We start from the raw sequence: 13,096 nt of genomic DNA, 5'->3' as shown, positions 1-13,096 counted from the left end.
CTCTAATTAGTATGTTTTAACATAAACTTGTTGATATATATCAAAGCCGGCTGGATTTAGCTTATAATCAATTTCTGCTTGCTCTAAATGTTTCAATGTTTTAATGCAATCTTCTAAGTTAACCTTATTTAGAGCTTGCTTAAAACTTGGCACATATTTATAGAAAATTGGTGGAGATAGTGATTTTATAGCCATATCTATATTAACACCCATTGCTAATTTATTCAATACGGTGTATAGATTTAGATAATACCTGATTAATGCTCTGATAATTAGCACTTCATTAATATTTTGTTGTTTTAGTTTGGTGAATTCTTGTAAAAAATTATCAAGATTTCCTGAGGAGAAATAAACGCATAACTCATCCCCATTCCCTGTAAAATCATCACTAACTACAGCTAGTGCATCATCCAGGGTGATTTGATCTTTATCAAATGTAAAATATATTAACTTATTGATTTCATTAACTAGTGTTTGATGGTCACCTTTTAAACGATCTGTTAAATAGTTAACAGTATCTTCACTTATAACCTTACCAACACTGTTACATTTTTGTAAAATTATCTTAGTAATTTTGTGTTCATCATCGTGATAGCAAGCTAGAGAAGCTAGATAAGTTTCAGTTTCAAAAAACTTACGTATACTAGAAGCAGCTGATAATTCATCAGCAATAAAAACTAAGAAATGCAATGACTCTTTACTAAGAGCCAGTTTTAAAGATTTATCTATAGACTCGCCAACTGACCTTACTATAATCAATTGTTTTTGCATAAAGAAATTTTGGGTATTAACTAACGTCTCGAGCGATCGATTTTTAATTTCAGAATATTCTATAGAGGTTTTTAGTAAGTCAAATTTCTTCACTAAAGTCTTACAAACTTTATCAATGTACCCTTTATCTGGACCATAAAGCAACAGAGCCTTAATTTGCCCATTTTCTACCTTATCAAGTAGCTGAATGATTTGTGATAGATAAAGCTTCATCTTTAATTCTATTTTAGACTTCTTGCATAATTCTACTTCTGTGCCGTACTGCTTGCGGTCATAGTACCCTACATTTTTCTATAATCGTCATAGCAAGGCTCTTTAGATGCCGTGGCGATCCAAGTAAACAGCAAAGCTGTTTTTTTAGAGTAACGCTTCGCGTATCTTGGATTGCCGCGTCGCCGCTTTTTCGCGGCTTCTCGCTAATAGACGCTCGGAAGACCCCTTAACAGTAGTGAAATAAAAATGTAAGGTACTATGGCTTGCGGTACTAAGCTACATTTTTCCTAAAAATTCCTCAAAAATTATTCAGTTCGTAGGCACTCTCTTAAAATATAAAATTAATCTTGCTAGGATTTCATCTGCTCCTCGTTTTGTAAGGTCTTTCAATGCTACCTCTTCATCTATATAGCTATGATATGGTAAAGCAGCTGTACTATAAGAGGTTATATGACTAAATGTTCCTGTTGTCACTTCTAGATTAGTAACAATATCAACTAACCTATATTGAATAGTTTGACTGATTGCTTCTCTTAACACATCAGAATTCTTTTGAAGAATAAGTGGTAAACGTTTGTTGGTAAATTTTACCTTTAATAAATACTTTGTTGTGACTGTTGTAGAGCTTGGTAAAATACTCGATAAATAGTAACAAAATTCTGCACCTTCAATAGATGCTATTGGTTCAATTTCAATGCTACTTAATTGGCTTAATTCCTGCGTGCTATATTTATTACTATATACAGGTTTTAAACTACAAGAGGTAAATAAAAATAAGTAAGCAAGAGCTACTAATAAATTTGAACGCACCATATTGCATTTACCATTTTCAACTATTAGCTACCTCCTGAGATTGTCCACTATCATTGTCATCTACCTTACGTTTATTATAGTTACGTACTCTAGAGGGGCGAGAATAATTTGATTTTTTCTCAATATATTTACGGTTTGACTTATTGGTGTCAAGGTCATTGACTCCGTTAACCGATTCATTTACCACTACTGGTTTATTAGTTTCTTGAATAGAATCAATTACCTCTTTATCAATTTTTTCCATACCCTTATTTGATTCACTACTAGATTCTAATTTATCAGGCATTTTCCATTTTTGCTTCTTCTTGTTATGAGCAGGAGTCTCTTTAATACTCTTTTCTTCTTGATAATTAGAGGACTGATTCTGAATTAATGGCTTATTACCAGCTTCTGTATGGCTAGATTTCTTTGATAATTTTATTTTTTCAATTGAATAATTATCAGAAGTGGCAGAAGGATCAACGTGGAATTTTAACTTTAAATTATATTTTTCTTCAATTAGAGATATTTCTGAACGTTTATTATTCAGTAAATAGATAACTGAATGAATATTAGCAAAAATATTTACTAAATCAATATTTTCATTAAAAATTTCATTTTCTACCGTACGTAGAATCAACATAGCATTTGACTCATCTGCCCTAACAAGACCCTTACCATTACAATATGAACAAATCGATGAATTTGATTCCAAAAATGAGGGGCTTAATCTTTGACGAGACATCTCAAGCAAACCAAATTGACTAATATGAGCAGTTTGAATTCTTGCACGATCTCTACTTAGAAATTCCTTAAAAGACCTCTCGACAATCCTACGATTTCTAGCCTCATACATATCGATAAAATCAATAACCACTAAGCCTGATAAATCTCTTAATTTAATTTGCCTAGCAATTTCTCTAGCAGCTTCTAAGTTGGTTTTTAATGCCGTTTCTTCAATATTTTTTTCAGAAGTTGCTTTTCCTGAATTAACATCAATTGAAATAAGTGCTTCTGTTGGATTTATCACTATATAACCACCAGAAGCTAAAGCAACAACTGGTTGGTATAGTTTTGCTAGTTGTTCCTCAACAGCAAATTTTGTAAAAATTGGCATCTTATTTTTGTATTCTTTGAGCTTAGCCAAATCAATAGGTAATATATCCTTCATGAATTTCACAGCATTTTGATAAGCCCCACTACCTTGTATTATCAACTCTTTAACAGTAGGATCACACATATCTCTTATGACTTTTTGAATTAGACCATCTTCTTCATGTATAAAACAGGGAGCTACAGATTTAAGAGTATTCTCCCTAATTTTATTCCATAATCTTGCTAAATAATCATAATCTCTTTTTATGTCTAAAGTAGTACAACCAGCACCAGCTGTACGAATTATGATACTTGACCCACTACTGTTATTATTTGCAGTTATTTTACTGACTATATTCTTAAGCCTTTTTCGCTCATCAGCATTGGATATCTTACGCGATACACCATTCTGCAATGGAGTATTAGCCATCAGAACGCAATACTTTCCCGCAAGAGATATAAAGGTTGTAAATGATGCACCTTTATTAGCTCTTTCCTCTTTTGTAACTTGAACAAGCATAACTTGTCCTTTTTTTATTACTTCTTGAATTTTGTATTGCTTTTGTTTATTGTCTTCCTCTCTATCACTTTTGTCTACACTTATTGTTTCAATATCATTATCTAAGACATCCAAATTAAATTCTACCTGAATTTTTTCGTCCACTAATCTTTCTATGGCATTTAAATCAATTTCTTCACTATCTATTATCGGATTATAATCCCTCTTTGCTTCAGATTCTACAAAATCATCTTGGGTAATATCTAAAAGAGAAATTTCTTGTAATTTATTTATAGAAGTCAAAGATTTAAGATCAGATACTGGTACATTATAATAATATGGATGAATTTCATTGAAAGGCAAGAATCCGCTTTTGTCCGGACCATAATCTATAAAGGCAGCCTGCAACGCTGGTTCAACTCTTATAACTTTTGCAAGATATATATTACCTTTGATTTGTTGTTTTATGGCTGTTTCATATTCAATATCCTCGATATTGTTACTATGATTCAGTAAAACCACCCTTGTTTCATTAGGGAAGTTAGCATCAACTATAATTTTTTTACTCATTAATTTTTTACTCGTAAATTTCTAGGTATATCTCTAAACTCTGTAACATTTAGCAATATTAGAGAATATTATAACAAATTTAAAACTTAATATTAAGTTTTTATGAGAAAACATTTAACAAGTACATTAACCTAACAAATAACTAAAAAACTCTACTTAACCTAAATTCGATATAACATTACTATGCCATTGATCATTCCTAGCTAAAAGCGGGAATCCATGATACCTAACAGTCATTCAGGCTATTATTTGGATTCTGCAATGAAGCGGGGATGACATCGAGAACTATTATACCTACTTGGTTATATAATAGACTTCTTGCATAATTCTACTTCTGTTGGTAATTTATACGTCAATCCGGCACTCAAATCCTCACGTACACTAGAGTACGCTACGGTTTTCCGTTCCGTGTCTCCTATAAATTCCGGAGCAGCAGCGAATTCTGCAAGAAGTCTAATATTTTATTAATGGTCAAAATAACAAATTAATTAGACAAATCATAATGAGTGATATAATGTACTTTTAGTTATATCAAAATCTCTTAAACGCCTCTCAACTAATAAAATTTATATACGATGTAATCTAGTTTAGCAAACAATTATTTATGACCCAAAATAATCATTTAAAAACAGTTTTGCTATTGTTTCTTAGCGTATTTCTTTTTGCATGTATCACTTACATCAATGCACTTATAATGCCAAGTTTTCTGCTAAGTAAAGGCTTATCTGGGGAACAACTAGACCATATCGAATCAATCGAAATGTTAGGTTATATAATAGCTGGTTTATTCTTAACCCCATTAATTAACAAAATCAGCGATAACAAAACTACTATTATTAGCTTAATCTTACTTATAATAGGCATATTAAACCTAATTATGATTAAGGATTATACCATTCTTAAAATCAATTTTATTGTAATGGCATCTGCCTACTACACTTACATAACCACAACTATCATCAAAATAGTAGAGTTAACCAATAACTATAAATATTTTGCTCTTATTATCTTTTCTTTGTTATGGATAGCTGGACAGTTTACCGTTGATTTACTAACTGTATTTCTAGAATCAGCTATAAATGGGTTATTATTATGCACGTTACTTTATAGCTTCATTATTATAACTTGCTTACAAAGAGAGAATATTAATAAAAATACAACTTTAGTTTCTAGATTTTCATTCTTAATTGAGAATATAGAATTACAGATACTAACAGGCTTTATGGTATCTTATATTACTTTTGATATATTGTGGTATTATGAAGAATTTGCCTTAGAGAAACACTTTCCTGTATCAAAGATAGACACTATTACTCATTATACTCTTATAAGTATATTTTTCTTGATATCACCTGTTATTTTATCATTAAAAATAATCAATAAATATCTTGCGAACTTAATATTGATAATTATCCTCCTAGCCAGTTTTATTCTTTTACCATATTATGGAGTCACTTTAATAGGTAACATCTATCTCCTTTCTATAATTGGTGTATGTTTATGTGCTATTTTTATTTGTAATATATTAATATTATCCGGTAAATTTGAAGCACAAGATTTGAGAACCGCACTGGCAATATATTTCACTATGTGTGCTATTGGCATTTATTCTGGAGCTTTATCTTCTTATATATCCCATGGACTCTATGATGGGCAGGGTTTTCTATTTTCTACATATAGTGTTGTTGGAACTTTTGTACTTTATTATTCTTGGTATTTTTTTAAACGGAAATTGTACAGATGGTAGGGGTATAATCTAAACAGTTTCCCAAAACTAAATTGCTACTCGGAGTACGAGTGTCGGCTACCTTCGCGTACAACTAGTACGTGAGCAGCACAGATATTTGGTCGCGAGAACGCCAATTCTTGCAGTTCACCGAGTATACTAGTGATCCACACGGGTAAAGCCTGTACGGGGATGACATCAAACCTATTACATTGAACTCAGGTTTAAGTTGCTATGAAGATTTATGAAAAAAATAAGACTTGACCAATATCTAGTAGAATCCAAATTAGTTGATGATATTAACATTGCACGAAGCTTAATAGTACAAGGCAAAGTATATATCAACCAGTACCAAAATACCAAACCAGGTACAAGAATATTGACTAATACTCCTGATATTACTATAAAACACCCAGTACATGATTATGTATCACGAGGGGCTTTGAAATTAATTGCTGCTCTAGACTATTTCAATATTGATCCACAAGATTTAGTTTGTTTAGATATAGGTTCTAGCACTGGTGGTTTTACTGAGGTTTTACTCCGTAGAAATGCCAAAAAGATTTTTGCAGTAGATGTAGGATATGGTGAACTACATTATAAATTGCGTAATAATCCTAAAATTGCAGTAATTGAAAGAACTAATGCCCGCTATCTAACAGTTGAGCAAATTAGCTTACCACTAGACCTTATCGTTTGTGATGCCAGCTTCATTAGTCTTACCACTATATTACCCACTTCATTTGACCTAGCAAAAGATAATTGTAGTCTAGTTGCCCTAATTAAACCGCAATTCGAAGTAGCAAGGGATGAAGTCGGGAGCGGTGGAATTGTCAGAAGCCAACTCTTACACCAAAGAGTATGTGACCATATTCAACAATGGCTAGAATCAAACCATAACTTTAATATACACGGGATAATACCCAGCCCTATTTTAGGGGCAAAAGGCAATCAGGAGTTTTTAATTTATGGACAGCGTATAGTCAATTGATGAGAATTTGGTAACATCGTTTTCGATCGCTCGCCTATTATCTATAGGCGTTGCTCCATCGTTCCTAGCATCAAATTCTCATAAATTGACTATAACACCTATGGACCTTTGGCAAAAAAATATAAAACTCGATAATCAAGTTTTTTAGAATTATTAAAAAATATGTCATTGCAAGGAGACCGTAGGTCGACGAAGCAATTGTAACATCATTTATCTATAGATTGTTTCCTAGATTGCTTCGCTTACGCTCGCTAATAGACGCTGTGGTATTCTGTGTTTATATCGCACGAGGCGATAACTGGAATTTCTCTTGTTCATTAACAATAGTACTATTCACTCTATTATTAGTGTCGTTTTTACCAACTTTCTCATTAGGGTCATTTACCTTCATATCATCATAATCTTCACTAAGAAATTTTCTTTTCATTTCTGATTTATTGAGTACACTCTTAGTTTTATTAGTTTCTAATTTTTTAATGTTTTTATGACTATCTGTTTCTATTGGTAACATATCAGCACTTTGTGTTTTAACATTTTTCCCCGCAGGACAACTATACTTTTCTAAATCTTTTTTAGTTTCATGCAGCATAGCTTTAATTTGCTCTAACTCTTTGTGCAACTTACTGTTTTCCTCATCACTATTTCGCTTTTTTACCCTATCACTTGCTAAGTTCAATGAAGGATAATCTTTATCTTGATTTAACTTCTGCCTTCTTTTGCGATCTGCATCCTGTTTTACCATCTTAAGATACATCTGACGATTTCTTAAAGTTGGATTAATTGTTTCCGTATCAGATTCACTAAGTAAATCTTCCTCATCGTCATCAAAATTTTCTTCCGTGACGTTCCTTTTTGCCATTGATATATACTTCTTATTATAAAGAGGCGGACGCTTACCACCTTCAAAACCTTTGGTATCTATAATTTTATTATTAGCAGATTTTTTAAAATATCCTTTAAAACCATCAGTACAACCTGAAAGTAGGAACAATCCCAAAACTGTAATAATAACTTTCCCTAACATAAAGCAATCCGATAATTTTTTACTAAACCATAATTAATGACACAGAATTATTAAAGTTGCAAGAAGCAATTCCCTCAACTGAATTAAAAAGTCAGCTTATTATTTTTTCTACCGCATCAGCTAAAACCCTACTACCATCATTTTTCTTTTTTAATAACTGATGAGATGTTTTTTTTAATATATCACGATTTTTTACTAGCACTAAGAGTTTACTGGCTAATTTTTCTGCTGTGACGTCATTTTGTTCAAAACACCACCCTGCCCCACTATCTTCTAGAGCCTTGGCATTATAGAATTGATGGTTTTCGCTAGCTGAAGGTAGTGGAATAAAAATCGCCGGCAATCCTACATAGCAAAGCTCAGAAATAGTCGATGCCCCAGCTCTTGATATTACTAATTCTTGACTCTCATATTGCTGATCCATATCATAAAAAAAATCTGCCAACTTATATGGAATTTTCAACTGAGCATAAATTTTAGCAATATTATCATGATCTTCTATGGAAGCTTGTTGGGTAATATGCAGTTTAATATCAGGATTTGATTGCACTAATATTTGAATAGCTTCAGGTACTAAAGTAGAAAAAATCTTTGCTCCTTGGCTTCCTCCAAAAATAAATATTCGGAAAGTATCATTATTAAAATTTTCCCTAACTTTCAGGTTTTTAACATTCTCCCGTACTATATTTCCTATAACCAATTTCTTATTCTTATCAAGAATATCATAATTTTTAGTTTCATCATATGTAAGGGCAACTTTCCTAGCATATTTTAAGAAAAATCTATTAGCTTTACCAATAAAGCAATTTTGTTCATAAACTATGATAGGAATACGTAAAAATACTGCAGCAAGCAATGGAGGAAAAGTCGGATAGCCACCAAACCCAATTATAGCATATGGTTTAATCTTCACTAATAGCAATAACATCTTAAAAGTTATAATTAATAAGGAAATCAATAATTTAAACTTATTAAATAAACCTTTAGGTGGCAATCTAAAATTTATTATATGTGGTATAAGCTTTAAATCTTCAGTTAAATATTTTTGACACCTAACATCGTTGATAAGGTGCGACTCATACCCACGCTTCATTAATTCTTCACCTAAAGCAATAGCGGGAAACAAATGCCCCGCTGTACCACCACCAGCAACAATTATATTCTTCATATGTCAATATCTTGAATTTTATATTTACTAAGAGAGGTTTTATGTTTGGTAAAACCAAGCAGCATCCCCATAGCAATGGCTATAGCAAGAGTTGAAGAACCACCATAACTAATAAAGGGTAACGTCATACCTTTGGTTGGCAATAAATTCAAGGTTACACCAATATTAATGATTGTTTGTAACCCTATTTGGGAAATAATACCACTTGCTGCTAATTGAATAAATTTATCTTCTTCATTAATAAGTTTAAGTAAACTACGAATAACTATAAAAGCAAATATCCCTACAATGATTAAACAAATAATTGCCCCAAATTCTTCACCAGCAACAGCAAAGATAAAATCAGTATGCGAATCCGGCAATACTTGTTTTACCGCCCCTTCACCAGGACCACAACCGTATAAACCTCCATGCTCAAACGCCCTGATTGACTTACCAACTTGGTAATTACTACTACTATCAGGATCCAAGAAACTATTAATCCTTTTTGTTACATGAGGAAGCCAAAAGTAAGCTGCTGTAACCCCAAATACCAACATAAAAGCAGCAAGTATAATCCAAAATATCGGCATACCAGCAATAAAAAGTTGAATACCAAAAACAGCAGTCACCATCACTAACATACCAAAATCTGGCTGGATAATTAATAATAAAGCAACGATACTATAAAGACTTATGCAGATAGAAAAACTTGGAAATTCACCTTCAAATTTCAGCGATAATATCCAGCCTGCCACCACTGCAAAAAATGGTTTTACAAATTCTGAAGGTTGTATAGAGAGACCTAGAATATTAATCCAACGAGTAGCCCCCTTAACCTCATAACCATAAAATCTAACTAAAATTAATAATAATATACTACCAATAAATCCTAGAATTGAGAATCTCTTTAACCATTTTCTTGAGAAAAAAGAAAAAAAAATGATTAGTAACAAAGCACTAGCAAGGTAGAATAATTGTCTAGATGCAAAATAATACTCATTAAGTCCAATTCTATTGGCTACTGCTGATCCTGATGTAGTAACCAACATTATACTAAATACAAATAGGATTACTAAAGCAATAATCATTTGCTGGTCAATACTACGCCACCACCATTTTATATAGTTGTTAGACAATTCATTATTATGATTATCTTTAACCATGATTAATAATAGCATTATATAATTTAATAAATAATTCTCCGCGTTCCTCAAAATTTTTAAATTGATCGTAGGAAGCACAAGCTGGGGCTAGCAAAATATTCTTTATACCCCCCATATCCTCCATTGCATCTTTAAAGGCAGAATTAAAAGCCTCCGTTAAATCTTGACAAATTTGGTAGTCTACCTTGCCATTAAGAAATGATGCAAAAATATCTTTGTCTTGACCAAAAAGATAAGCCTTACGAATTTTATAAAACCATGGCTCTAGCTCTGTTATTCCTCCTTCTTTTGCTATCCCCCCAGCTAACCAATATATATTATCAAGCGATGAGATGGATTTAGAGGCAGCAATACCATTGGTAGCTTTGCTATCGTTATAAAAACTTATTCCTTGTATTGTACCAACATATTGCATTCTATGTGGTAACCCCTTAAATAGCCCGATAGCGGCAATTATTTGTTCTGGCATTGCCCCTATAATTCGACAAACTGCATAACTAGCGGCAATATTTTCTTGATTATGTATACCTTGTAGATAGTTATTATTATGGAGATTAATAGTAATCGGTTCAAAAATATTGTCATAAATAATATTATTACAAATTGATATTCCTTTATTAAGAATTTCATAAGTAGAGATTGGTACTACATTCGTTCTATTTTCCTTTTGTAATTCTAGAAAAATATTCTTGGTAATTTCATGATCAACACTAATTATAGCAAATGAATCTTTATCTATTCGATCAAAGATCTTTTTTTTGGCAGCAATATAGCCTTGCATATTATTATGTCGGTCTAAATGATCTTGCGTGATATTAAGAAGCACCACAATTTTGGCTTTAAAACTGTTTAATAAATCTAATTGGAATGAGGATAGCTCCAATACATATCCTTTACTATCTAATCTCATAGCCAAAACAGGAAAACCAATATTTCCTCCAACTTGATAATCAAAACCACAAGATTGTAAAATATGGCTGGTTAAAGCAGTGGTAGTACTCTTACCATTAGTACCAGTTATGCCAATGAAATTAGCTTCCTCAGGCTCTCTTAACCTAACTTCCTCAAATAACAGATCTATATCTGAAGTTATCGGTATATTATAAGAATTAGCCATTGTAACAATGTCATGAGACAAAGGAATACCTGGACTCAGTAGAATCTTATCAAGATTTTGCCACTGCAGATCAGATAAGCTAACAAGACTATCACTCCCATAGATTTTGGTAAAAGCATCCCGACTACTCTTTGCTTGATCATAGCAAATTACTTTAGCTACTTTATTCAGTACTTTCCAAGCAGCTATACCAGTCTTACCTAAACCAACTATACCTATATTCTTATGTTTTTGCGAAAGAAATGATGACATAATTTTTAGGCTTACCTTGTTTTACTTATGTTTACTATACGTCTATAAAACGTCTATTAGCGAGGAGACCATAAGCACAACTGTTGAAAGTTAAAAAGTTGTTATTGCGATGAGCTTTGTAAGCCCTAAACCGTCTATTAGCGAGGAGTCGCTGTAAGCGACGACGTGGCAATCTTGTGAAGAAGAACTTACTTCGTGAGATCGCCACGGCGTCTATCGACGCCTCGCGATGACGACTTTTTAACTTTCAACAGTTGTAGATTGCCACGCTCACGTATGTTCGCTCGCTAATAGACATATACGTCTATAAATAAGAAACGAGAACTATATTAACTCCTTAAGATTTCAAAAGAATTTTGTTGCTGAATTTTCAGCAATCTCTGACTTATTATCAAGCTCACTACTTAAAGACCTTACATTACTTTTAAATTGTTTAAATTTTGCTAATTGCTTGCCAACAAGCTCTATGCCTGGAGTAGATTTAACGTGCATAGGGTTTATGTTCTTACCACCTATTTTAACCTCATAATGTAAATGTGGCCCCGTAGTTCTACCAGTACTACCAACATACGCAATAACTTGGCCTTGTTTAACTATACTTCCTAACTTAAGATTTTTAGCAAAATTAGAAGCATGAGCATAAGCAGTTGATAGATTTTGACTATGTTTAATCTGTACAAATTTTCCGTAACCAGATTTCCATCCTATTTCAGTTATCACCCCATTACCTGCAGCATAAATCGGCGTACCAGTTGGAGCGGCGAAATCAACACCTTTGTGCATTTTGGTATAGCCTAAAGTAGGATGATGTCTATTACCATAATGAGAAGAAACTCTAACTAATTTAACAGGGGTTCTAAGCAAACTTCTTTTTACACTTTTACCATCTTCAGAAAAGAAATCATGATTATTGGGTGTATTATCTAGAGAATACCGGAAAATATTATATTCTTTACCGGACAAATTAAGCGATACATATAAAACCTTACCATGATGAGAGAATTTACCCTCCTTGGTAACAAATTTTTCGGTTATAACAGTTACCGTATCACCATTTTTAATTTGACGTTGAAAATCAATCTGATAACTATACGAGTTAATCAGCTCAATTATACTGTTACTTGATAATCCCAACGATTTTAAGGCCGACATAAAGCTTGAATTAATAACCACAGAAGATTTGGTTATTAATTTATTTAGAACTTTGGTCACATCTTTCGCATAAAAACTTTCCTCTTCTCTAATAATTTCTAAAGATTTAACATTATCATACGCTATGGTTATTTTATTCAATATACGTGATTCAGAAGCAAGATCTTCATCATCTTGTTCAGTAATGTTTATCTCATAATCAAAAACAAGTTGCTGTCCTATCTTCAGGGAAGATTCAATATTCTTGTCTTTTACTAGTTTTACGATTTGGTTTATTTCATTATTTGGAACTTGTTGCCGTAAAAGTATTGCCTTTAATGTATCACCTTTTTTGACTGTTATAATTTGGGAGATTTCATTTGATAGTTCTTCTGAAGATTCAAGTATCTCTGGCTCTGCTATAGTAATTGACATAGTATCACTAACGAACTTATTGATCGATAAAGATACAAAAGTAGCAAACCCCATAAAAAGGAATATAGAAAAGTACGAGAAAATGACCCTAAATTTATACTTAATCTGCGGGTTTGTTAATATAAGGCGGATAATAGCTTGCATTAATGCTCATTTAAGTGATATTG

Annotated in this window: 10 protein-coding genes; 2 read left to right on the top strand and 8 right to left on the bottom strand. The window is 32.3% G+C overall.

Features of this window, described 5'->3' with window-relative positions:
* Window positions 1-6 precede the first annotated feature (6 nt).
* The 3 genes from holA to AAGD53_RS03500 all read right to left on the bottom strand — a co-directional run bounded on the left by holA (window position 7) and on the right by AAGD53_RS03500 (window position 3,940).
* On the bottom strand, window positions 7-984 hold the full coding sequence (gene holA, locus AAGD53_RS03510; RefSeq protein WP_341763306.1) for a DNA polymerase III subunit delta: 978 nt from the start codon (window positions 982-984) through the stop codon (window positions 7-9).
* Window positions 985-1,293: 309 nt separating this feature from the next.
* Window positions 1,294-1,797 carry a hypothetical protein gene (locus AAGD53_RS03505; protein ID WP_341763305.1) on the bottom strand — a complete coding sequence of 168 codons (504 nt, stop codon included), beginning with the start codon at window positions 1,795-1,797 and terminating at the stop codon, window positions 1,294-1,296.
* Window positions 1,798-1,813: 16 nt separating this feature from the next.
* Window positions 1,814-3,940, bottom strand: a complete 2,127-nt coding sequence (locus AAGD53_RS03500) for a ribonuclease E/G (RefSeq protein WP_341763304.1) — start codon at window positions 3,938-3,940, stop codon at window positions 1,814-1,816.
* Between the two features lie 604 nt (window positions 3,941-4,544).
* Here AAGD53_RS03500 and AAGD53_RS03490 point away from each other — a divergent pair.
* Together AAGD53_RS03490 and AAGD53_RS03485 are read left to right on the top strand one after the other, a co-directional pair.
* A complete protein-coding gene (locus tag AAGD53_RS03490; protein WP_341763303.1) occupies window positions 4,545-5,687 on the top strand; it encodes an MFS transporter in 1,143 nt (380 codons plus the stop codon).
* Between the two features lie 223 nt (window positions 5,688-5,910).
* Window positions 5,911-6,657, top strand: a complete 747-nt coding sequence (locus tag AAGD53_RS03485) for a TlyA family RNA methyltransferase (RefSeq protein ID WP_341763302.1) — start codon at window positions 5,911-5,913, stop codon at window positions 6,655-6,657.
* A 277-nt stretch (window positions 6,658-6,934) separates the two neighbouring features.
* Here the strand turns inward: AAGD53_RS03485 and AAGD53_RS03480 are convergent, their stop codons facing one another.
* From AAGD53_RS03480 to AAGD53_RS03460, 5 genes are all read right to left on the bottom strand, one after another.
* Window positions 6,935-7,681, bottom strand: coding sequence for a hypothetical protein (locus tag AAGD53_RS03480; protein ID WP_341763301.1), 747 nt, complete (start codon window positions 7,679-7,681; stop codon window positions 6,935-6,937).
* Window positions 7,682-7,772: 91 nt separating this feature from the next.
* Window positions 7,773-8,849, bottom strand: coding sequence for an undecaprenyldiphospho-muramoylpentapeptide beta-N-acetylglucosaminyltransferase (gene murG / locus AAGD53_RS03475; RefSeq protein WP_341763300.1), 1,077 nt, complete (start codon window positions 8,847-8,849; stop codon window positions 7,773-7,775).
* A complete protein-coding gene (gene ftsW / locus AAGD53_RS03470; protein WP_341763299.1) occupies window positions 8,846-9,994 on the bottom strand; it encodes a putative lipid II flippase FtsW in 1,149 nt (382 codons plus the stop codon). Before ftsW ends, murG begins: the two co-directional genes overlap by 4 nt.
* Window positions 9,987-11,363 (bottom strand): UDP-N-acetylmuramoyl-L-alanine--D-glutamate ligase, encoded by a 1,377-nt coding sequence (murD, locus tag AAGD53_RS03465; RefSeq protein ID WP_341763298.1) that lies wholly within the window; start codon window positions 11,361-11,363, stop codon window positions 9,987-9,989. The genes ftsW and murD overlap by 8 nt, the downstream gene beginning before the upstream one ends.
* 345 nt (window positions 11,364-11,708) lie before the next feature.
* On the bottom strand, window positions 11,709-13,073 hold the full coding sequence (locus AAGD53_RS03460; RefSeq protein WP_341763297.1) for a M23 family metallopeptidase: 1,365 nt from the start codon (window positions 13,071-13,073) through the stop codon (window positions 11,709-11,711).
* Window positions 13,074-13,096 lie beyond the last annotated feature (23 nt).

It is taken from the genome of Candidatus Tisiphia endosymbiont of Melanophora roralis, assembly GCF_964026575.1.
Classification (GTDB): Bacteria; Pseudomonadota; Alphaproteobacteria; order Rickettsiales; family Rickettsiaceae; genus Tisiphia.
The sequence above is the reverse complement of the archived record's forward strand: the minus strand, read 5'-3'. Positions and strand labels throughout refer to the sequence as shown.

Coding starts and splice junctions, on each gene's coding strand:
- holA (WP_341763306.1), bottom strand. CDS start 984: ATGAAGCTTTATCTATCACAAATCATTCAGCTACTTGATAAGGTAGAA.
- AAGD53_RS03505 (WP_341763305.1), bottom strand. CDS start 1,797: ATGGTGCGTTCAAATTTATTAGTAGCTCTTGCTTACTTATTTTTATTT.
- AAGD53_RS03500 (WP_341763304.1), bottom strand. CDS start 3,940: ATGAGTAAAAAAATTATAGTTGATGCTAACTTCCCTAATGAAACAAGG.
- AAGD53_RS03490 (WP_341763303.1), top strand. CDS start 4,545: ATGACCCAAAATAATCATTTAAAAACAGTTTTGCTATTGTTTCTTAGC.
- AAGD53_RS03485 (WP_341763302.1), top strand. CDS start 5,911: ATGAAAAAAATAAGACTTGACCAATATCTAGTAGAATCCAAATTAGTT.
- AAGD53_RS03480 (WP_341763301.1), bottom strand. CDS start 7,681: ATGTTAGGGAAAGTTATTATTACAGTTTTGGGATTGTTCCTACTTTCA.
- murG (WP_341763300.1), bottom strand. CDS start 8,849: ATGAAGAATATAATTGTTGCTGGTGGTGGTACAGCGGGGCATTTGTTT.
- ftsW (WP_341763299.1), bottom strand. CDS start 9,994: ATGGTTAAAGATAATCATAATAATGAATTGTCTAACAACTATATAAAA.
- murD (WP_341763298.1), bottom strand. CDS start 11,363: ATGTCATCATTTCTTTCGCAAAAACATAAGAATATAGGTATAGTTGGT.
- AAGD53_RS03460 (WP_341763297.1), bottom strand. CDS start 13,073: ATGCAAGCTATTATCCGCCTTATATTAACAAACCCGCAGATTAAGTAT.